Consider the following 20,600-nt stretch of genomic DNA (forward strand, 5'->3'; position numbering starts at 1 on the left):
TTTCCAAACCATGATTACGGAGATCCGTCGCCACAAGTTTGCCACCCCGGCATTCTTGCTGGTCATCCTGGCGATGATCATGTTGCCGTTGCCGCCGATATTGCTGGACGTGATGTTCACCTTCAATATCGTGCTGGCGCTGATCGTGATCCTGGGGTCGGTGCAGGTGCGCCGTCCGCTGGACTTCTCGGTGTTCCCAACGGTGCTGCTGGCCACCACAATGCTGCGCCTGACGCTGAACGTGGCGTCCACCCGCGTGGTGCTGCTGCACGGCCATGAAGGCACGGCCGCCGCCGGCCATGTGATCGAGGCGTTCGGCAATGTTGTGGTGGGCGGTAACTACGTGGTCGGTATCGTGGTGTTCGTGATCCTGATGATTATCAACTTCATGGTGGTGACCAAGGGCGCCGAGCGGATTTCCGAAGTGTCGGCGCGCTTCACGCTGGACGCGCTGCCCGGCAAGCAGATGGCGATTGACGCCGACCTTAACGCCGGCTTGATCAACCAGGAAAAAGCCCAGGTGCGGCGTCAGGAAGTAGCGGCCGAGGCCGACTTCTACGGCGCCATGGACGGCGCCTCCAAGTTCGTGCGCGGCGATGCCGTGGCGTCGATCCTGATCCTGATCATCAATATGGTGGGCGGCGTGGCGATTGGCGCGCTGATGCAGGACATGTCGTTCGGCGACGCTTTCCGTCAATACGCGCTGCTGACCATCGGTGACGGCCTGGTGGCGCAGATCCCGGCGCTGCTGCTGTCGGCGGCCGCCGCCATCCTGGTCACCCGGATCTCGGACTCGGGCGACTTCGAGCAACAAGTCGGCAGCCAGGTCCTGACCTCGCCGCAAGTGATGTTCAGCGCCGCGCTGATGATGCTGATCCTGGCCATGGTGCCGGGCATGCCATGGCAGATGTTCGGCGTGTTTGCGCTGGCGCTGGCGTATGTCGGCTGGAAGCTGTTAACCAGGGTGAAGGCGCCGGTCAGCAATAATCTGGACGCTATCGAGGCGGCGCTGCGCGACGACCGCGCGCCCGAGCTCGACTGGAACACGCTGCCGGCGGTGCAGCCGCTGCAACTGGCGGTCGGCTACAAGCTGGTGGGCCTGATCGACAAGGCGCACGGCGAGCCGTTGACCAAGCGCATCAAGGGCGTGCGTCAGAGTATTTCGGAGGCGATGGGCCTGCTGCTGCCGCCGATCCTGGTGCGCGACGACCTCGGCTTGAAGCCGTCGCAGTATTCGGTGGTGCTGTCGGGCAGCGTGGTGTCGCAGGCCGAGGTGTTTGCCGACCGCCTGATGGCGATCCCGTCGCCGAATGTGTACGGTCAGATCGACGGCATTCCCGGCATTGAGCCGGCCTACGGCATGCCGGTCACGTGGATCGAGACCAGCGAGAAAGCCAATGCGCTGGGGCTGGGCTACCAGGTGGTGGAGGCGCCGAGCGCGATCGCCACCCATTTGTCCAAGCTGATTCGCGAATACCTGCCGGAGCTGTTCCGCCATGAAGACGTGCCGGCCATGATGGAGCGCCTCGGCGCCATCTCGCCCAAGCTGGCGGCGGCGCTGGACAAGGCGCTGACCCACACGCAGATGCTGCGCGTGTTCCGCGTGCTGCTGGCGGAAAACGTCTCGCTGAAGGACATCGTGCCGATCGCCACCACGCTGGTAGACAGTTCGGAAACCACCAAGGACCCGATCCTGCTGGCGGCCGAGGTACGGTGCGCGTTGCGGCGCCAGATCGTCACCGCGCTGTTCGGCCAGAAGACTGAGATGCGCGCCTTCAACCTCGGCGGCGACCTGGAGAATATGCTGCTGGGATCGTTGAATCAGGCGCGCCAGAGCGGCAAGGTGGTGTTGGACAATTATCCGATCGACCCGCACCTGCTGGCCCAGCTCCAGGTGAACATGCCGGTGGCGCGCGAACAGATGAAGCAGCAGGCGACGCCGCCGCTGCTGCTGGTGTTGCCGCAGATCCGGCCATTGCTGGCGCGTTATGCGCGCCTGTTCGCGCCCGGCCTGCATGTGCTGTCATACAACGAGATTCCGGAGAACCGCGAAGTCAGCATCATCGGCACGGTCGGCTGACCGCGCTCATTCAGGCGTTGGCGGACAGCAGGTCGTCGCCGACGACGGGCTGGGACAGCAGTACCGCCACTTCGGCCATGGCGCGGAACAGCGCTTGCGTCAGGGCGGCGGTGTGCAGCCGGGTCGGGTGGGTGTGCTCGCCAATCGAGGGCGGCAGCTCGCGCCGCAGGCGGCAGCGCAGGATCGTCAGGCCGGCGCGGTTGACCACTGCCGCTACCTGCGGCAGGATGTCGCGCATGTGCTGCATGGCGGCGGTCTGCGCCGCGCCAACTTCCATCACCACGCCATTGCCGCTGGCCGGCTCCATCTGGATCACCACCCGGCCCACGCCCGGCAGCATCAGCTCCAGGCGCAAGGCCACGCGCGCGCGACGGCGGCGGTTGCGGTCGTATTCTTCGTCATCCTTGACCACCACTTTCAATACCAGCCGCTCGGCGCCCCAGGCGTAGACGGCAAAGCGCCATGGTTCCATTTCGGTCACCAGCGGCGCGCCGGGGCGGCCATCGCGCATCGATGACGGCGTGTTGTAATCGGTCATGAACAGGGTGGCCGGCAGGTGCTGGCCGTTGGCTTGCTCCAGCCAGGCGGCGCGCTGCTCGCCATAGGTGCGCACCATGATTTGCCAGGAAGCCGCCATCATGGCGGTGTCCGGCGGCTGCCAGACCAGCTGGCGCGATAAAAACACTTGATTGGGCCGCATCGCGGCCTGGTCGGCGGCATCCACCACATCGGCCAGCGCATGGGCCAGCGCCTCGGCGCCGCCGGGCGGCAGCGGATGGCCATCGGCTGCGTCGAGGATGACGCCCACCGTGTTGGGGCCGGCAGGGCCGGTCGGGCCACCGGGGCTGAGCGGGCCAACCGGGAAATCGATATCGAGCGAACCGTCGTTGCCCGGCACGCGCGTGACCTGGCCAGGCTGCGCTTGCGGCCGGTCCGGGACGCCGAGGGGGCGGATTGCAGGTCCGATACGATCTACAGCCATCAGGCTCGCTTTCAGAGGTTACGAATATGAAAAAAGCCAACCGAAATGTTCCGGTTGGCCCTTTGCGTAACCCGGATATGGTGACATATCCGGATGTTACTACGATTACTGCAGCAAGGACATAACCAGCGACGAGGTGCTGTTCGACTGTTTCAGCATCGCGGTGCCAGCTTGCAGCAGCATCTGCGACGAAGTCATGTTCGACGATTCAGCAGCGAAGTCGGTGTCCATGATGCGGCCGGTTGCAGCGGCGGTGTTGGTCGAGATGTTCGACAAGTTGTTGTACACGTGGTCCAGACGGTTGGCGATTGCACCCATCGCCGAACGCAGGCTGCCTACGGAGTCGATGGCTTTCGACAGCATGTCGATGGTCGCATTGGCGTTGAACGAACCGTCGGAAACGCCGCTTGCATCGCTGATTTCCGAGCCAGCAACGATAGGGGTGCCGGCCGAGTCATTTGCTGGGGCATTGGTGCCGCCAACGCCGACGTTGGTGCCGTCGCCGCCGTCGAATGCTACTGCTGCATTGCCGATGGCGTTCAGCATCGAGGTAACTTGGGTCGACACGCTGCCGTCCATTTTTTCGCTGCTCGAAGCACCGATCTGGAAGGTCAGGCTGGTGTTCTGGAATTTGCCGCTTGGCGCTGGGGTAGGCGAGGAGTCCAGTTTGGTCGAGAACAGCACGCTGCCACCGAACGAGGTGTTTTGCATGATGTTGCTCAGCTCTTTGGTCAGAGCGTTGTACTCAGCTTGCATTGCGGTACGGTCGGTGGTGGTCGAAGCGCCGTCAGCCGACTGGGTTGCCAGATCCTTCATGCGGGTCAGGATGGTGGTGGTCTCATCCAGGGCGCCTTCGCCGGTTTGCAGCAGCGAGATCGAGTTCTGGGTGTTGCGCATGGCCATGGCCATACCGCTGGTCTGGGCTTTCAGACGGGTGGCGATCTGCAGGCCTGCTGCGTCATCCATTGCCGAATTGACACGGAAGCCGGTGCTCAGGCGGGTCTGCGAGGTCGACAGCGCCGACTGGGTGCGGGAGATCGAGTTCTGTGCGGAAAGGGCCGCGGAATTGGTGTGAAGGCTCAGCATGAAATAACTCCTGGTAGGTGGATTCAGTTCGGAGCAACGAATCTTTTGCGCTCTCCCAAGTACAAGACGACCGTATCTGGAAGGACATTAAATGCTTCGTGGAAATTTATTGAAAATAATTTGTAATCGCGCTGCAGGCCGCTGTTTTACGTTGTTTCGGGCAGGCCCCACCAGCCGATTATGGGCCGATTGCTGCCCGGAATCAAATAAAAACAGCGCGGTGGGAAGACCGCGCTGTTGGTGGGGTGTTGCTTTTCTACATATTCGGATAGTTCGGGCCACCGCCGCCTTCCGGTGTCACCCAGACGATGTTCTGGGTTGGGTCCTTGATATCGCAGGTTTTGCAATGCACGCAGTTCTGGGCGTTGATCTGCAGGCGGTCGCCGCCGTCGTCAGTCTTGACGAATTCATACACCCCGGCCGGGCAGTAGCGCTGCTCCGGGCCGGCGTACTGGGCCAGGTTGACGTCCACCGGCACGCTGGCGTTCTTCAGCGTCAGGTGGATCGGCTGGTCTTCGGCGTGGTTGGTGTTGGAGATAAACACCGACGACAGACGGTCGAAGGTCAGCTTGCCATCCGGCTTAGGGTAATTGATTGGCGTGAACTGCGAGGCCGGCTTCAGGCACTCGTGATCGGCGTGCGAGTGGCGCAGGGTCCATGGCGCTTTGCCGCGGAACACGATCTGGTCGATGCCGGTCATCAGCGAACCCAGGTACAGACCCTTGTTCAGCCACGGCTTGACGTTGCGCGCCACGTGCAATTCTTCGTGCAGCCACGATTGTTCAAACGCGACCGGGTAGGCGGCCAGCTCATCGGCCTGGCGGCCGGCGCCCAATGCCTCGAACACGGCGTCGGCGGCCAGCATGCCGGACTTGATCGCCGCATGGCTGCCCTTGATGCGGCTCATATTCAGGAAGCCGGCGTCGCAGCCGATCAGCGCGCCGCCGGGGAACACCAGTTTCGGCAGCGATTGCAGGCCGCCGGCGGTGATCGCGCGGGCGCCATATGAAATGCGCTTGCCGCCTTCGAGGAACTGGCGGATTTCCGGGTGGGTCTTGTAGCGCTGGAATTCTTCGTACGGCGACAGGTAAGGATTGGCGTAGTTCAGGCCGACCACGTAGCCGACCATCACCTGGTTGTTTTCCAGGTGGTACAGGAAGGAGCCACCGTAGGTCTTGCTGTCCAGCGGCCAGCCGGTGGTGTGGATCACCAGGCCGGGCTGATGCTTGGATGGGTCGATTTCCCACAGCTCTTTAATGCCGATGCCGTACGACTGCGGGTCTTTACCCTTGTTCAGGTCGTACTTGGCCATCAGCTGCTTGCCCAGGTGACCGCGCGAACCTTCGGCGAACAGCGTGTATTTGCCATGCAGTTCCATGCCCAGCTGGAATTCCGGACCAGCTTCGCCGTCGCGCTTGACGCCCATATTGCCGGTGGCGATGCCCTTGACCGAGCCGTCGTCGTTGTACAGGATCTCGGCGGCGGCAAAGCCGGGGAAGATTTCCACGCCCAGCGCTTCGGCCTGCTGGCCCAGCCAGCGCACCACATTGCCCAGCGAGATGACGTAGTTGCCGTGGTTTTCAAAACACTTCGGCAGCAGGAAGTTCGGGGTCTTGAAGGAGCCGGTTTCGGTCAGGAACAGCACGCGGTCTTCGGTGACGGCGGTGTTGAGCGGCGCGCCTTTTTCTTTCCAGTCAGGGATCAGTTCGGTCAGCGCCTGCGGGTCCATCACGGCGCCGGACAGGATGTGCGCACCCAGTTCGCCGCCTTTTTCCAGCACGACGACGGACACTTCCTGGCCTTTGGCCGCAGCCAGCTGTTTGATCTTGATCGCTGCCGACAAGCCTGCCGGGCCGCCGCCGACGATCACGACGTCATACTCCATCGCATCGCGTGGGCCGTACTGTTCTACTAAGGATTGAGGCTGTGTCATGGTCTATTGTTATAGTGGTTTTGATGAATGTAAAAATTTTAGCACGAGTGTGCTTCTTTTTCTGCTGGATTGCTGCCATTTTCCGCGACATTATTAGACACCGCAATCTAATACTGGCGATTTGTGTAATGATTACGCTTAGACAGCAACCAACACACAGGAGCATCACGTGGGCATAGAAGTTAACTTTGAGGGAAAAATTGCGCTGATCACCGGCGCCTCCAGCGGTCTGGGAGCCCGGTTTGCCAAAGTGCTGGCCCAGGCGGGCGCGCAAGTCGTGCTGGCCTCGCGCCGCACCGAGCGGCTGAAGGAGCTGCGCGCCGAGATCGAGGCCGATGGCGGCGCCGCCCATGTGGTCAGCCTGGATGTGACCGATTACGCCAGCATCAAGTCGGCCATCGCCCACGCCGAGACCGAAGCGGGCCCGATCGACATCCTGGTCAACAACTCGGGCGTGTCGACCACCCAGCGGCTGGTGGACGTGACGCCGGACGACTATGCCTTCGTGATGGACACCAACCTGCGCGGCGCCTTTTTTGTGGCGCAGGAAACCGCCAAGCGCATGATCGCGCGCGCCAAGGGCGATCCGGGCAAGCAGCACCGCATCATCAATATCGCTTCGGTGGCGGGACTGCGCGTGCTGCCGCAGATCGGCGTGTACTGCATGAGCAAGGCCGGCGTGGTGCAGATGACCAAGGCGATGGCGGTGGAGTGGGGCAAGTACGGCATCAACACCAACGCCATTTGCCCCGGCTATATTTCCACCGAGATCAACGAGGATTATTTCGCCAGCGAGCAGGGTCAGAAGCTGGTGCAGATGCTGCCACGCAAGCGTCCCGGCAAGCCGGAAGACCTGGATGGCCTGCTGTTGCTGCTGGCCGGCGAGGATTCCAACTTCATCAATGGCGCGATTATCTCGGCCGATGACGGCATGACGGCGACTTAAAGCTGGACACCGACCAATTTGTGCACCAGCTCGGAAGAGGTGGACGCCGAGAACTTGCGCATCAGCTTGGCGCGGTGCATTTCGACCGTGCGCGGGCTGAGATCGACTTGGCGGGCGATGGTCTTGCTGGTTTTGCCTTCCACCAGCAGGGCGGCGATTTCGCGTTCGCGCGGCGTCAGTTCGGCGGTGACCGGGCGTTTTTCGCTGACGTCCTCGAAGGTCCAGATGCCGGCGCCGAGCGGGGCGTCGGACAGCATCGCGTGGCCGGTGACGTGACACCAGAACAGTTCGCCATCGGCGCGGCGCATGATGCGTTCGTCGGAATAGCGGCCCTTGGCGTTCATGATCGGGACGATGCGGTCGCCGGTGCGCAGGAACTCGTCCATGGTCGGGTACAGTACCAGGAACGACAGGCCTTCGAGCTGGTCGCGGGTGTAGCCGAACATGGCCGCCAGCGCGCCATTGCAGGTCTGGATGGTGCGATTTTCCGAGATGCACATGCCGACTGGCGCATGAAGGAAAATCGATTCGTAATCAATAATCGGCTGAGCGCGCATGTATGGGTACGGTGCAGGTATTTCTACGGTATTGAACTTTCGATGGGCGTATTCTATGCTGGATCGCCGCATCGCTAACGTATTTAACATCGTTGGCAAGGCACACGCAACATAAATCATAAAGGGACATCCATGAACAAGATCTATCCGGACGCAGTTTCCGCCTTGAACGGCGTCGTCCAGAACGGCCAGACCATTGCCGTAGGCGGCTTCGGCCTGTGCGGCATCCCGGAGGCGCTGATCGGCGCACTGCGCGATTCCGGCGTCACCGGCCTGACCGCCATCTCCAACAACGCCGGCGTCGACGGCTTCGGCCTCGGCCAGTTGCTGGAAACCCGCCAGATTAAAAAGATGATCGCCTCCTATGTGGGCGAAAACAAGGAGTTCGCGCGCCAGTACCTGGCCGGCGAACTGGAACTGGAATTCACGCCGCAGGGCACGCTGGCCGAGAAACTGCGCGCCGGCGGCGCCGGCATCCCGGCCTTCTTTACCAAGACCGGCGTCGGCACCATCGTCGCCGACGGCAAGGAAATCCGCGAGTTTGACGGCGAACAATACGTGATGGAGCGCAGCCTGGTCGCGGACGTGGCGCTGGTCAAGGCCTGGAAGGCCGACAAGGCCGGCAACCTGGTGTTCCGCAAGACCGCGCGCAACTTCAACCCGAACGCGGCCATGGCCGGCAAGATCTGCATCGCCGAAGTCGAACAGCTGGTGGAAACCGGCGAGATCGATCCCGACCAGGTGCACCTGCCGAGCATCTATGTGCATCGCATCGTGGTCAACGCCACGCCGGAAAAACGCATCGAGCAGCGCACCATTCGCGCCGCCAACCAAGAATAACGGAGAACATAATCATGGCATGGACTCGTGATGAAATGGCTGCGCGCGCAGCCAAGGAGCTGCAGGACGGTTACTACGTCAACCTCGGCATCGGCTTGCCTACGCTGGTGGCCAACTATGTGCCGACCGGCATCGAAGTGTTCCTGCAATCGGAAAACGGCCTGCTGGGCATCGGCCCGTTCCCGACCGAAGAAGAGATCGACGCCGACCTGATCAACGCCGGCAAGCAGACCGTGACGGCGCTGCCGGGCTCCGCTTACTTCAGCTCGGCCGATTCGTTCGGTATGATCCGCGGCGGCAAGATCAACCTGGCGATCCTGGGGGCGATGCAGGTGTCGGAGCAGGGCGACCTGGCCAACTGGATGATCCCCGGCAAAATGGTCAAGGGCATGGGCGGCGCGATGGACCTGGTGGCCGGCGTCAAGAAAGTGGTGGTGCTGATGGAACACGTGGCCACCGCCAAGGACGGTTCGACCTCGCACAAACTGCTGCCGAAATGCGACCTGCCGCTGACCGGCGTCGGCGTGGTGGACCTGGTCATCACCGACCTCGGCGTGCTCGAAGTGAGCGACACCGGCCTGAAAGTGACCGAACTGGCGCCGGGCGTGACCAAGGACCAGATCCAGGCCGCCACCGGCGTCAAGCTGGACTTTGCCGCGCTGTAAAAAGTTTTAATTCAATGCAACGGCACGCTACGGCGTGCCGTTTTTCTTTGTTAAGCTATTGTGATATTTGCTACTTAATTTCTTAACGGATTACTCATGCGTGTTGTTTGGCTGCTGCTGGGCTTGTTGTGGACGTGCGCCGCTGGCGCACACACGCACAACAGCACCGCAGCGGTGTTGCAGCTGGGGCAGCGTGACGTGCGCTACCTCGGCATCGAAGTCGGGCCCGTTTCGCACGCGCCGACCGCCGCTTGCCGCAGGCGCTGCGTTTCTTTCAACGCGAGATGTTGCCGCTATTGGGCTGGTGCGCCATCGGCGCGGTGCTGGCCAGGCTGGTGTCGCTGATCGCCTAGCGCGCCTGCTGACGACGCCGGGCAACCGTGCCGAGCAGCGCCAGGCCACCCAGCAGCATCGCGTAGGTGGCAGGCTCCGGCACCGCACTGGTCAGGCTCCAGCGGCTGGCCGAGTATGCTTCGACACCCGGACCTTCGGCGTAAGCCCCGCCCGGAGTAGAGTAATTGATGACGTTGGTGACAGTGGCGCCGTTGACGGAGCCAGACAACAACACGTTCTGGAAGCTGCGGTCAAACAGCAGGAAATTATTCTCCAGGCCGTTAAAGGAAAACACCGCGTTGCCCGAGAACGTGCTGTTTTGCGACCTGATCAGACCGGCAACGGCAGTCCCATTGATGCTGAACGTGGCATTGCTAATGTGTTCGACCAGATTGCCGCTGGCGGTGCCGTCCAGTTTTCCGCTGACCACCTCGCCGTTCAGGAAGTGATAGGAAAACTCGTAGGTAGTGGCGTGGGCCGCCGTCGCTGCCGCCAGCAGGATGCTGACAGCGGCGAAGTGTCGTAGCATGGTGTGCATGTAGTGTCTCCTTGATATGGAAATTGTGTATTCAGTACTATCCCATGGAGGCGCACGCTTGTCTGTCGCACAAATGTGCTACATGACCGGCAGGGCGATGCCGTGGTAGCGGCGCCGATAGACGACCACGCCGACAGCCCCCACCAGCACCAGGGCGATCAGCCCCAACATCTCCTGTGGGCCGTGCGTGGCGACCGCCGGCTGGCTGGAAATCATGGTGGCAGCGTTAAATTTGTTGCCGACACTGTAGGCGCCGATGACCAGTTCCTGGTCGTTGATGGCGTTGACCAGATACAGGCCGTAGCCGCCGCGATGCACCGTCATCTTGCCGTCGCGGTAGACGAAGGAACGGCGCTCGTCGCCGACGCGGATGCTGCCCACCACATGGCCGGCATTGTTGACGGCGGTGGCGTAGCTGTCGCCGTAGCCGATCAGCGCGCCCAGGTCGACCATCTTGCCCTTGTTCCACATGAAGGCGTGCCAGCGGCGGTCAGGCGTTTCCGACGCGCCCACCACCACGCCGTTGTCGCTGATGGCGCTGGCGCTGCTGACCCGGCCGCCCAGCGTGCCGAGATCCTGCATGCCGCCGCCCGGCGCGGTCAGGAAGGCGTGGCGGTAGCCATTGGCCAGCGCGGCCGTGCCGACCACGGCGCCATGGGTGTTGATGCCGGCGGCATAGCTGATCCTGCCGCCCAGCGTGCCGAGGTCGAGCGGTTCGCCGCCGGGCGTGCTGACGAAGGCGCGGTAATAGCCGTCGCTGGTATCGGAGAAACCGGCCACCTGGCCGTCGTTGTTGATGGCGGCGCCGTAGCTGCTGTTGCCGCCCAGTGTGCCGACATCCTGCATGCGCTCGCCATGGCGGACAATGAAGGCGCGCCAGTAGCCGCTGGCGTTCTGCGCCGTGCCGACCACGTCGCCGTTGGCGTTGATGCCTCGGGTGAAACCCTCGCGGCCGCCCAGCGTGCCCAGCTCGACCGGGCGCTGGTCGAACAGGATGGCGCGCTGGTGGCCGTCTTCGTCTTCGAGGATGCCGGCCATCTGGCCGCGCGCGTTGATATCGACAGCGATACTGGCTTCCTTGCCGCGGGCGCCCAGGGTCAGGTCATGCATGGTGTCTCCTTGTGGTTGGTCGCGGAGAGAACTGCAAGTCTTGTGCCACGGAATATTGCGGCTTGGGGAGGGTGGAGTGTGCGGAAATGAACGTCAACACTGTTCGTTTCCGGACAATTTCTTGCTTATTCAATTGGCGCCTTCTGCCAAATACAAACGCCCCGCGCGGCGTGGGCCGGGCGGGGCGTTTAGGCGAGAACGTGAACGCTTAGGCGCGCACTGGCTCCAGCGGTTCCAGGTCGGACAGTGGTACGGTCGAGCCTGGATTGGCCAGTTCGGCCTTCATGGTGTCGTGGTTCAGCTCTTTTTCCCAGTGCGAGACGACGATGGCAGCGACGCCATTGCCGACGAAGTTGGTGAGCGCGCGGCATTCCGACATGAAGCGGTCAATGCCCAGGATCAGCGCCATGCCGGCCACCGGAATGTCCGGTACCACGTGCAGGGTGGCGGCCAGCGTGATGAAGCCGGCGCCGGTGATGCCCGATGCGCCTTTCGAGGTCAGCATCGCGACGCCGAGAATGGTCAGCTCTTGCAGCAGGGTCAGCTCGGTGTTGGTGGCTTGCGCAACGAACAGGGCGGCCATGGTCATGTAGATGTTGGTGCCGTCCAGGTTGAACGAGTAGCCGGTTGGGACCACCAGGCCGACCACCGATTTCGAGCAGCCCAGGCGTTCCAGTTTGCGCATCAGCGATGGCAGTGCCGATTCCGACGAGCTGGTGCCCAGTACGATCAGCAGTTCTTCCTTGATGTACAGGATGAAGCGGCCGATCGAGAAGCCGGTCAGGCGCGCCACGGTGCCCAGCACCACGATCACGAAGATGGCGCAGGTAGCGTAGAAGCAACCCATCAGGGTGGCCAGCGGCAGCAGCGATTTGATGCCGTATTTGCCGATGGTGAAGGCCATGGCGCCAAACGCGCCGATCGGTGCCACCTTCATGACGATGTTGACCACGCCGAAGACTGCGTGCGCAGCGTCGTCGATCAGCTTGACCAGCGGCTTGCCACGCTCACCCAGCAGGGAGATGGCGAAACCGAACAGGATGGCGATCAGCAGCACTTGCAGGATATCGCCCTTGGCAAAGGCGTCCACCACCGTATTCGGGATGATATTCATCAGGAAATCGGTGGTGGTCAGCGGGTGCGCCTTGGTGGTGTACTGCTCGATGGCCTTGGTGTCCAGCGTGGCGGCGGTGGCGTTGAAGCCGGCGCCTGGCTTGACCAGGTTGGCGACGAACAGGCCGATCACCAGCGCGAAGGTGGAGATCACTTCGAAGTACAGCAGGGCCTTGCCGCCGACGCGGCCGATTTTCTTGATGTCCTGCATGCCGGCGATGCCGGAGACCACGGTACAGAAGATCACCGGGGCAATGATCATTTTAATCAGCTTGATGAAGCCGTCGCCCAGGGGTTTCATGGCAACGCCGCTGTCCGGGTAGAACAAGCCCAGCAGGATACCGCAGGCGATGGCGAACAGCACCTGGACGTATAAGACTTTATAGAATGGTTTTTTCACGGGGTCTCCTCGTGTGTTTCTGTGAGGAGTGCATCATCGCTCAGGCCGAGAGATATCACTATTGTGGAAAGCCGCAAATTCGCGCTGGTGATATCTCTCTGGAATACGGGTTTCTACGTAGCTGCCACCCGCGTGCGCTAGGTGAATGACGCTGCCCTGCGCTACACTTCGCTAAGGGATTAACCACAACACGGTAAAATGGTATTTTTACACATAAGATCAAAGAACCATTAAGGGAAGCCGCATGCTCGAACCAAAAATAAAGTCTGTTCAATGCCTGTCGCTGGCCGGCCTGCATCGCATGTCCTACAAGGAGTGGGGTGATGAGAGCAATCCCAACGTGCTGCTGTGCGTCCATGGCGTGACCCGCGTTGGCGACGACTTTGACAATATGGCCAGGGCGCTGGCCGGCGATTACCGCGTGATTTGTCCCGACATCGTCGGCCGCGGCCGCTCGGACTGGCTGCGCAACCCGCAGTTGTACGTGCTGCCCCAATATGTCAGCGATATCGTGACCTTGCTGGCGCGCGTGCTGCCAGATGAAAATCAGCAGGTCGATTGGTTCGGCACTTCGATGGGCGGCCTGATCGGCATGGGCATGGCCTCGCTGCCCGGCAATCCGATCCGCAAGCTGGTGCTCAACGACATCGGCCCGGTGCTGGCGCCGCAGGCGCTGCAGCGCATCGGCGACTACATCGGCCAGGACCTGCGCTTCGACAGCTTTGAAGCCGGCGCCAAGTTCGTCCGTGACGTGTCCGTCTCGTTCGGCGAGCATACCGACGAGGAATGGCACAAACTCGCGGCCGATGTTTTGCGCAAAGACAAGGACGGCAAATGGGTGCGCCATTACGATATGGGGCTGGCCTTGCCCTTTCGTTCGGCCACGCCGGAATCGGCCGAAGCCGACCAGGCCATGCTGTGGGCTGCGTACGACGCCATCACCTGCCCAACGCTGCTGGTGCGCGGCGCCGACTCCGACCTGCTGTCGCCTGAGACGGCCAAGCTGATGGCGGAACGTGGACCGAAGGCCCAATTGGTGGAAATTCCAGACGTCGGCCATGCGCCGACCTTTATCCACGACGATCAGATTCATATAGCAAAGCAATTCCTGTTAGGTTAAAAGTATTATGGAAATCAAACGACTGTACGCAGGCAAACGCCTGTCGGAAGTAGCAATTCACAACAGCACCGTCTATCTGGCTGGCCAGATCGCCGAAGACACCACGGCCGACATCAACGGCCAGACGCGCGAAGTGCTGGCCCACGTCGACCGCCTGCTGGCCGAGGCCGGCAGCGACAAGACCTGCATCTTGAGCTGCCAGATCTACATCAAAGACCTGGCCGACTTCGCCGGCATGAACGAGGAGTGGGACGCCTGGGTGCCGCAAGGCCACACGCCGCCGCGCGCCACGGTCGAAGCCAAGCTGGCCGACCCTAACTGGCTGGTCGAAATCGTCGTCGTCGCAGCGCAGCGCTAGGAGTCTCATGGTTTCCACCACTGCGGTCAGCAGCGTCACGTCGGAGCAACTGGTCCAGGGCCTGACGCCCGACGAAAGCGCCCGCATGCTGGCGGCGCTGGAATTTGCCAGCACCGCGTATGCCGACAAACAATGCAGCAGCGGCCAGGCCGCGCTCGACTTCGCGGTCGGCGTGGCCTGCACGCTGTCGTCCCTGAGCACCGACGTCGAAACCCGGCTCGCCGGCCTGATGTTCGAGCTTACCCTGCTCGACACCGAGCAGGCGGCCGTGATCGAGCCGCGCTTCGGGCCGGAAGTCAACGAACTGGTGTCCGGCGTGCGGCAGCTGATCCGCCTGCGCGAGCTGACTCAGAATCAAAATACCGGCGCCGCGCCGGGACGCGGCCGCAACGCCGCGCAAATGGCGGTGGCGCAAGTTGAAACGCTGCGCAAGATGCTGCTGGCCATGGCCTCCGACATGCGCGTGGTGCTGGTGCGGCTGGCGTCGTGCGTGACCACGCTGCGCTACTTTGCCGACATCAAGCTGTTCAACGACATGACCGCCGCCTACGGCCGCGAAACGCTGGACCTGTACGCGCCGCTGGCCAACCGCCTCGGGATCTGGCAGTTGAAGTGGGAGCTGGAGGATTTGTCGTTCCGCTTCATCGAGCCGGAAACGTACAAGCGCATCGCCAAGATGCTGGAAGAAAAGCGCATGATGCGCGAAGGCTTCGTCACCAACGCGATTGCGCGCCTGCAGTCGGAAATGGCGTCAGCCGGCATCCAGGCCGAGGTGTTCGGGCGGCCGAAGCACATCTACTCCATCTGGAGCAAGATGAAGGGCAAGGAGCTGGACTTTACGGACCTGTACGATGTGCGCGCGTTCCGCGTGATCGTGGCCGACGTCAAGACCTGCTATACCGTGCTGGGCGTGGTGCACAACATCTGGACGCCGATTCCGAAAGAGTTCGACGACTACATCTCGCGGCCGAAGCCGAACGGCTACCAGTCGCTGCACACGGTGGTGATGGCGGAAGACGGCCGGCCGCTGGAAGTGCAGATCCGCACCCAGGAAATGCACAGCTTCGCCGAATACGGCGTGGCCGCGCACTGGCGGTACAAGGAAGAGGGCGGCTCCAACTTCCAGGGCCAGAAGTACGACGAGAAAATCGCCTGGCTGCGTCAGCTGCTGGCGTGGAAAACCGACGTCGCCGATGCCGTGGTCGGGCAGGAAGAACAGCAGCGCGAGTGGGTGGAAAAGCTCAAGGCTGCGGCCTTGGATGATCGTATCTTCGTGCTGACGCCGCAAGCGCGCGTGATCGAACTGCCGGTCGGCGCCACGCCGGTCGACTTTGCCTATCACCTGCATAGCGACGTCGGCCACCGCTGCCGTGGCGCGCGCGTGGACGGCATCATGGTGCCGCTGAACACGCCGCTGAAAAACGGCCAGACCTGCGAAATCATCACCGCCAAAGGCGCACCCGGCACGGCCGGCCCGTCGCGCGACTGGCTCAGCGATGAATATACGGTGGCGACCCGCACGCGCTCCAAGATCCGCGCCTGGTTCCACGCCATCGACATGCAGGAAACGCTGTCGCACGGCCGCGCCATGGTGGAAAAAACCTTGCAGCGCGAAGGCAAGACGGCGGTCAACCTGGAAGCGCTGGCTAACAAGCTGGGTTTTGCCAAGGTGGACGACCTGTTCCTGTCGGTCGGCAAGGATGAATTCAGCCTGCGCCACATCGAGCAAGCCTTGCACGACAGCGGCGAACCGGCCGAGCCGGTGGACGAAGTCTTCCTCGGCAAGAGCAAGGCGTCCAGCGTTGAGCAGGGCGCCAAGTCGGGCGTGCTGGTGGTGGGGACCGATGGCCTGATGACGCAGCTGGCCAAGTGCTGCAAGCCGGCACCGCCGGATGGCATCGTCGGCTTCGTCACGCGCGGAAAGGGTGTGTCGATTCACCGCGCAACGTGCAAGAACTTCGCCGAAATGCGCGCCAAGGCGCCGGAGCGGGTCATCGTCACCGAATGGGGACGGGCGGTGTCGGACACGGTCTACCCGGTCGATATCTTCATTCTGGCGAATGACCGCCAGGGGCTGCTGCGCGATATTTCCGAGGTCTTCTCGCGCGAGAAGATCAACGTCATCGGCGTCAACACGCAAAGCGCCAAAGGCTTTGCGCGCATGACCTTTACGGCCGAAATCGGCGCCACCGCGCAACTGCACAAAGCGCTGAACTCCATCGCCGAAGTGACCGGCGTCCAGGAAGCCCGCCGCGCCTAAACTCCGGGGTCAGGTCCGGCACTTGGACACGAGCACAACCGTAGCGCTTGCTACGGTTGTGCTCGTGTCCAAGTGCCGGACCTGACCCCGGAGTTTATTTGTGGGCTTGCTGGGCGGCTTGGATGGATGGGCGGCTGGCGAGGCTGGCATGGTAGCTTGCCACCGCCGGCCATTCGTTGAGGTCGATGGCGAAAAACTGGAACCAGCCGAGCACAGTGTACAGGTAGGCATCGGCAACGGTGAAGGTTGCTCCCATCAGATACGCGCGTTGCTGTAGCGTGGTTTCCAGCACGCTCATGCGGCGGAGCAGGCGGTCGCGGAAGATGGTTCGGGCCGCTTCCGGCAAGTCACTGTTGAACAATGGCGCGACGCCAGCGTGGATTTCGCTGGTGATGAAATTCAGCATTTCCTGTAATCGCACGCGTTCCCAGCTGCCGGCTGGTGGCGCCAGTGCTGCTTCCGGTTTGAGGTCGGCCAGATATTGAATAATGGCCGGTCCCTCGGTCAGGATTTCCCCGTTTTCCAATTCCAGAGCCGCCACGTAGCCCTTCGGGTTGATGGCGCGGAAGTCGCGGCCGTCGGCGGTGCGCTTGCTCTGGTTGTCGACCTTGATTAGTTCATGCGCCAGGCCCAGCTCGTTCAAGACGATCAATGGCGACAGCGAGCACGTATGCGGTGCGTAGTACAGCTTCATTGCGAACTCCTTAAATGGTGAACCCTCACTGTATGCGTCGCATCAAGGCGCTGTAAAATGAATGCTTCAGAAGCGCGCTATCAGTTTTTCTAATGATGAATTTATCCCATTGGCGATTGCTGGTTGCCGTCGCCGACTTGCGCAATATTTCGCGGGCGGCGCAGCAGGTCGGCCTGTCGCAGTCCGGCGCCAGCCAGGCGATTGCGCAGATTGAGGCATCGCTAGGCGCGCCGCTGTTCGTGCGTGAGCGGCGCGAGGTAATGCTCACCGCGCTTGGCGAGCAGGTCTTGCAGCACGCGCGCGGCATGCTGGTGGAGCTGGATGCCATCCGCGCGTTGGGTGATGCGGCGCTCGGCTTGCATGCCGGCCGCATCCGGCTGGCGACGTTTCCGTCGGTGTTGGCCACGGTGCTGCCGGGGCTGGTATCGGCGTTCCGGCGCCGTCATCCCGGCATTGATGTGGTGGCGCTGGAGGGATCGGATGAGGAAGTAGAAGCCTGGCTGGCTGAAGATACGATCGAACTTGGTGTGGTGCTGAATCCGGCGCCGCAGCGGCAGGCGGTGATCATCGGCCGCGATGCGTGGGTCGCGCTATTGCCGGCGCAGCATCCGCTGGGGCGGCGTTCCAGCGAGCAGGGCGTCAGTTGGAGTGATCTGGCCGATCAGCCATTCGTGCTGGCCACCGGCGGCTGCAATGTTCATGCGCACAGCCTGGCGATGCAGACCGGCGTGACGCTGAGCGACATCCGCGTCACCGTGCGCGACCTGGCCAGCGCGGCAGTGCTGGTGCGTGAAGGACTGGGCGTGTCGGTGATCCCGGAATCGGCACTGCCGTTCGACCAGCGCGGCCTGCGCGTGATGCAATTGCAACCGCCTACCTACCGCGAATTCGGCCTGGTGTGTTCGCAGGCCGGACGCGATTCGCCGGCGGTGCAAGCCTTCCTGCGCGAGTTATGACGCCAGCGTCTGCGCAATGCGCTCGCTGATGGCTTCGGCCAGCAGATGCACGTGGTAGCCGTCGATAAAGCCGTGGTGGGCTTGCACCGCCATAGTCATGCTCAGCTTGCCATCGGCGCGCGGCGCGCTGTAGCGGCCCCAGGCCAGTGACGGGATATCGTAGCTCTTGTGCTCGTAGATCGGATGCTCGATTGCGGACAGCTTCAGCCACGGCATGCAGGTGATGTAGATATTGCGGCGCTGCTCGTATTCGTTGAGGTCTTCGGCGGTGTTGATCAGCTTGGTGCTGGCTTCTGCTTCCTTGGCCGAGGCGACGCTGCGGGCGATGAATTCATTCAAGTCATCCGTCATGACGAAGCGCGCGAAATTCAGATTCTCATCCTGGTTGAGCACGGTGTACGAGGCCCAGAAATCCTCGATCTTGATTACTTCGCCCTTGTAGATGCGGTACAGGTAATTATCGATTCCTTTAACCGCATGCAGCACGTGGTACAGGAAGAAGTGGAAGCTCGGCAGGCCGCGCTGTTTGCAGTAAGGCCGGAAATCCGGCACTTCCAGCTCAAAGCTCAGGTTGACCAAAGGGTTTTCGAACGACGCAAAAGCATTGTATCGGTCGCGGCGTTTTTCAAAATTCTGCATAAGACGTATTGTTTACTGGAGGGCGACAGCATTATAGCTGTCCAGGATGGCTTGCAAGATATTGGCGGAGCGTCGCTGGCCGTAGCCTTTTCCATAGGCGCTGGAGGTGACGATCACTACCGACTTCAGCGACGGGATGACGTAGATCTTGTTGCCGCCATTGCCGGAAGCGAAGTTGACGACGATCTCGCGGCCACCAACGCGCTCGGTTTTGCGATACCAGAAATAGCCGTAGTGGTCGGCATAGCGGTCGACGTCGCTGATGGCGACACGCGGCGCCAGTGCGGCCTGTATCCACTCGGCGCTGAGGATGCGGCGGCCCTGGTACATGCCGTTGTCCAGCACCACCTGGCCGATCTTCGCCAGGTCGCGCGTGCGCAGGAACAGGTTGCCCTGGCCCTTGGGATGATGGGCCGTATCGCGCAGCCACTGCCAGCGCTGGATGCCGAGCGGCTCGAACAGCGTGCTGCGCGCGAACGTCTCCAGGTCAATGCCGGTGGCTTGTTCGACCGTGACGCCGGCAATGTAGGCGGTCATCGAGTTATAGCGGTAGCGTGTGCCGGGTGCGGTGTCGGCCGGCGTGGCCAGCGTGAAGGCGACTGGATCGGCGGCGTCGTCCATCTTGTCTTCGTTACCGGGCGAGGCGGGATCTTCATCGAAGGCAGCCAGGCCGGAGCGCATGGTTAGCACCTGGTCCAGCGTGACGCCTTCCAACGCCGTGCCTTTGGCGGCGGGCCAGTAACGGTCGATGCGGCCGTCGGCGCTCAGCTTGCCGCGATCGACTGCTGCGCCGGCCAGCAGGGCGGTGATGCTTTTGCCGGCGGAGCGGATGTCGTGCAGCGTGTCCGCGGTTTCGCCGTTGTAGTAACGCTCGGCCACGATGGCGCCGTCGCGCATCACCAGCACGCTGCGCAGGTCGAGGTGTTCGTCGCGGTCCCAGCGGCTCAATACTTCATCCAGCGGCTGCGCCATCGCTTGTGCTGCAGCCATCAAGAGTGTGAAGAGAAGAGATTTCATCGCATCCCCTATATGATAGGCAGCCGCGCGGTTATTTCGTGGCCACTTCTGCTTGCAGCGTAATGTGGTCAATGCTGTGCTTCTCCAGCAGCATGGCCTTGATGGCGTGCAGGATGTCGGGCCAGCGCTCCAGGTCGGTGATTTCGACGTGGCCGATCAGTGCCGGTTCGCCTGGCGACATGTCCCACACATGCAGGTCGTGCACCGAGCACACGCCGTCCACTTGCTCCAGGTCGGCGCCAACTTTGAGGTAGTCGATTTGCTCGGGCACGCCGCCCATCAGGAAGTGATACGACTCGCGCAGCACGCCGACGGTGGAGCGCAGGATCAGCAGCGCGACGAACAGCGACAGCAGCGGGTCGATCTGCATCCAGCCGAAGTAATAGATAACGGCGCCGGACACCAGCGCAGCCACCGAACCCAGTAAATCGCCTAGCACATTCACCAGCGCTGCGCGCGTATTCATATTGCTGTCACCGCGCGACAGCATCCACGCCAGCAGCAGGTTGATCAACAAGCCGAGGCCGGCCACGATAAACACTGTGGCGCCATGCACTTCTTCCGGATGCGAGAAGCGGCTGATGGCTTCGTAGCCGATCCAGCTGACCAGGACCAGCAGTACCAGGCTATTTACAAACGCCGCCAGCGCCTCGGCGCGGCCGAAGCCGAACGAGTGGCGCGCCGACGGTGGCCGCTTGGCGATGATCTGCGCCAGCAGCGCCAGCCCGAGCGCAGCGGCGTCCGTCACCATGTGCCCGGCGTCGGAAATCAATGCCAGCGAATTGGACATAAAGCCGGTCACCACTTCGACCACGGCAAAGCCCAGCGTCAATACCAGCGACCACGCCAGCACCGACTGGCTGCGCTGCACTGTGTAGTGTTTATAGTGGGCGTCGCCGGCGCGGTGTTCGTGCAGGTGGGCGGAGGGCGAGGACGTGGCGGTGTCTGCTTGCATGGGCGTGTTGTTAGATAT

General features: G+C 62.2%; 19 protein-coding genes. 8 read left to right on the plus strand and 11 right to left on the minus strand.

Annotated elements, in window-relative coordinates:
* The first annotated feature begins 10 nt into the window (after nt 1–10).
* Nucleotides 11–2,080, plus strand: a complete 2,070-nt coding sequence (locus GTP69_RS17945) for a flagellar biosynthesis protein FlhA (RefSeq protein ID WP_202424476.1) — start codon at nt 11–13, stop codon at nt 2,078–2,080.
* Between the two features lie 10 nt (nt 2,081–2,090).
* On the opposite strand, the gene GTP69_RS17950 is transcribed toward GTP69_RS17945, so the two are convergent.
* The 3 genes from GTP69_RS17950 to GTP69_RS17960 form a co-directional block, all read right to left on the minus strand.
* Nucleotides 2,091–3,062, minus strand: coding sequence for a hypothetical protein (locus GTP69_RS17950; protein ID WP_161056147.1), 972 nt, complete (start codon nt 3,060–3,062; stop codon nt 2,091–2,093).
* Between the two features lie 105 nt (nt 3,063–3,167).
* The gene (locus tag GTP69_RS17955) at nt 3,168–4,148 is read right to left on the minus strand and encodes a flagellin N-terminal helical domain-containing protein (protein WP_161056148.1); all 981 of its coding nucleotides are present in this window, start codon (nt 4,146–4,148) and stop codon (nt 3,168–3,170) included.
* A gap of 256 nt (nt 4,149–4,404) precedes the next feature.
* Nucleotides 4,405–6,033, minus strand: coding sequence for an electron transfer flavoprotein-ubiquinone oxidoreductase (locus GTP69_RS17960; RefSeq protein ID WP_161056269.1), 1,629 nt, complete (start codon nt 6,031–6,033; stop codon nt 4,405–4,407).
* Nucleotides 6,034–6,250: 217 nt separating this feature from the next.
* On the opposite strand from GTP69_RS17960, the gene GTP69_RS17965 reads away from it, so the two are divergent.
* Nucleotides 6,251–7,027 (plus strand): SDR family oxidoreductase, encoded by a 777-nt coding sequence (locus tag GTP69_RS17965; protein ID WP_110849571.1) that lies wholly within the window; start codon nt 6,251–6,253, stop codon nt 7,025–7,027.
* Here GTP69_RS17965 and GTP69_RS17970 read toward each other — a convergent pair.
* A complete protein-coding gene (locus tag GTP69_RS17970; RefSeq protein ID WP_110849572.1) occupies nt 7,024–7,584 on the minus strand; it encodes a PAS and helix-turn-helix domain-containing protein in 561 nt (186 codons plus the stop codon). The genes GTP69_RS17965 and GTP69_RS17970 overlap by 4 nt on opposite strands.
* A 132-nt stretch (nt 7,585–7,716) precedes the next feature.
* Between GTP69_RS17970 and GTP69_RS17975 the strand changes: the two genes are divergently transcribed.
* Complete coding sequence (locus GTP69_RS17975; RefSeq protein WP_161056149.1) at nt 7,717–8,424, plus strand: CoA transferase subunit A; 708 nt, start codon at nt 7,717–7,719, stop codon at nt 8,422–8,424.
* Between the two features lie 14 nt (nt 8,425–8,438).
* Nucleotides 8,439–9,089, plus strand: a complete 651-nt coding sequence (locus GTP69_RS17980; RefSeq protein WP_161056150.1) for a CoA transferase subunit B — start codon at nt 8,439–8,441, stop codon at nt 9,087–9,089.
* 349 nt (nt 9,090–9,438) lie between these two features.
* Here GTP69_RS17980 and GTP69_RS17985 read toward each other — a convergent pair whose 3' ends face one another.
* From GTP69_RS17985 to GTP69_RS17995, 3 genes are all read right to left on the minus strand, one after another.
* The gene (locus GTP69_RS17985) at nt 9,439–9,960 is read right to left on the minus strand and encodes a PEP-CTERM sorting domain-containing protein (protein WP_161056151.1); all 522 of its coding nucleotides are present in this window, start codon (nt 9,958–9,960) and stop codon (nt 9,439–9,441) included.
* A gap of 78 nt (nt 9,961–10,038) precedes the next feature.
* Nucleotides 10,039–11,070 carry an HAF repeat-containing protein gene (locus tag GTP69_RS17990; protein WP_161056152.1) on the minus strand — a complete coding sequence of 344 codons (1,032 nt, stop codon included), beginning with the start codon at nt 11,068–11,070 and terminating at the stop codon, nt 10,039–10,041.
* 208 nt (nt 11,071–11,278) lie between these two features.
* Entirely contained in the window at nt 11,279–12,583 is a 1,305-nt protein-coding gene (locus tag GTP69_RS17995; RefSeq protein ID WP_161056153.1) for a dicarboxylate/amino acid:cation symporter, read from the minus strand.
* A 244-nt stretch (nt 12,584–12,827) separates the two neighbouring features.
* Here GTP69_RS17995 and GTP69_RS18000 point away from each other — a divergent pair, with 244 nt between their 5' ends.
* From GTP69_RS18000 to GTP69_RS18010, 3 genes are read left to right on the plus strand one after another with little or no spacing between them, the layout of a single operon-like run.
* Nucleotides 12,828–13,703 carry an alpha/beta fold hydrolase gene (locus GTP69_RS18000; protein WP_161056154.1) on the plus strand — a complete coding sequence of 292 codons (876 nt, stop codon included), beginning with the start codon at nt 12,828–12,830 and terminating at the stop codon, nt 13,701–13,703.
* 7 nt (nt 13,704–13,710) lie between these two features.
* On the plus strand, nt 13,711–14,061 hold the full coding sequence (locus GTP69_RS18005; RefSeq protein ID WP_161056155.1) for a RidA family protein: 351 nt from the start codon (nt 13,711–13,713) through the stop codon (nt 14,059–14,061).
* 7 nt (nt 14,062–14,068) lie between these two features.
* Nucleotides 14,069–16,321 (plus strand): RelA/SpoT family protein, encoded by a 2,253-nt coding sequence (locus tag GTP69_RS18010; RefSeq protein ID WP_161056156.1) that lies wholly within the window; start codon nt 14,069–14,071, stop codon nt 16,319–16,321.
* Nucleotides 16,322–16,415: 94 nt separating this feature from the next.
* Here the strand turns inward: GTP69_RS18010 and gstA are convergent, their stop codons facing one another.
* A complete protein-coding gene (gene gstA / locus GTP69_RS18015; protein ID WP_161056157.1) occupies nt 16,416–17,015 on the minus strand; it encodes a glutathione transferase GstA in 600 nt (199 codons plus the stop codon).
* Nucleotides 17,016–17,107: 92 nt separating this feature from the next.
* Between gstA and GTP69_RS18020 the strand changes: the two genes are divergently transcribed.
* Complete coding sequence (locus GTP69_RS18020; protein WP_161056158.1) at nt 17,108–17,971, plus strand: LysR family transcriptional regulator; 864 nt, start codon at nt 17,108–17,110, stop codon at nt 17,969–17,971.
* On the opposite strand, the gene GTP69_RS18025 is transcribed toward GTP69_RS18020, so the two are convergent.
* From GTP69_RS18025 to GTP69_RS18035, 3 genes are read right to left on the minus strand one after another with little or no spacing between them, the layout of a single operon-like run.
* The gene (locus GTP69_RS18025; protein ID WP_161056159.1) at nt 17,966–18,610 is read right to left on the minus strand and encodes a CatA-like O-acetyltransferase; all 645 of its coding nucleotides are present in this window, start codon (nt 18,608–18,610) and stop codon (nt 17,966–17,968) included. The two genes, GTP69_RS18020 and GTP69_RS18025, sit on opposite strands and share 6 nt — an antisense overlap.
* Nucleotides 18,611–18,622: 12 nt before the next feature.
* Nucleotides 18,623–19,627 (minus strand): serine hydrolase domain-containing protein, encoded by a 1,005-nt coding sequence (locus tag GTP69_RS18030; RefSeq protein WP_161056160.1) that lies wholly within the window; start codon nt 19,625–19,627, stop codon nt 18,623–18,625.
* A gap of 31 nt (nt 19,628–19,658) precedes the next feature.
* Nucleotides 19,659–20,582, minus strand: coding sequence for a cation diffusion facilitator family transporter (locus GTP69_RS18035; RefSeq protein WP_161056161.1), 924 nt, complete (start codon nt 20,580–20,582; stop codon nt 19,659–19,661).
* Nucleotides 20,583–20,600 lie beyond the last annotated feature (18 nt).

It is taken from the genome of Duganella levis (assembly GCF_009857605.1).
In the GTDB taxonomy this organism is placed as follows: domain Bacteria; phylum Pseudomonadota; class Gammaproteobacteria; order Burkholderiales; family Burkholderiaceae_D; genus Rugamonas; species Rugamonas levis.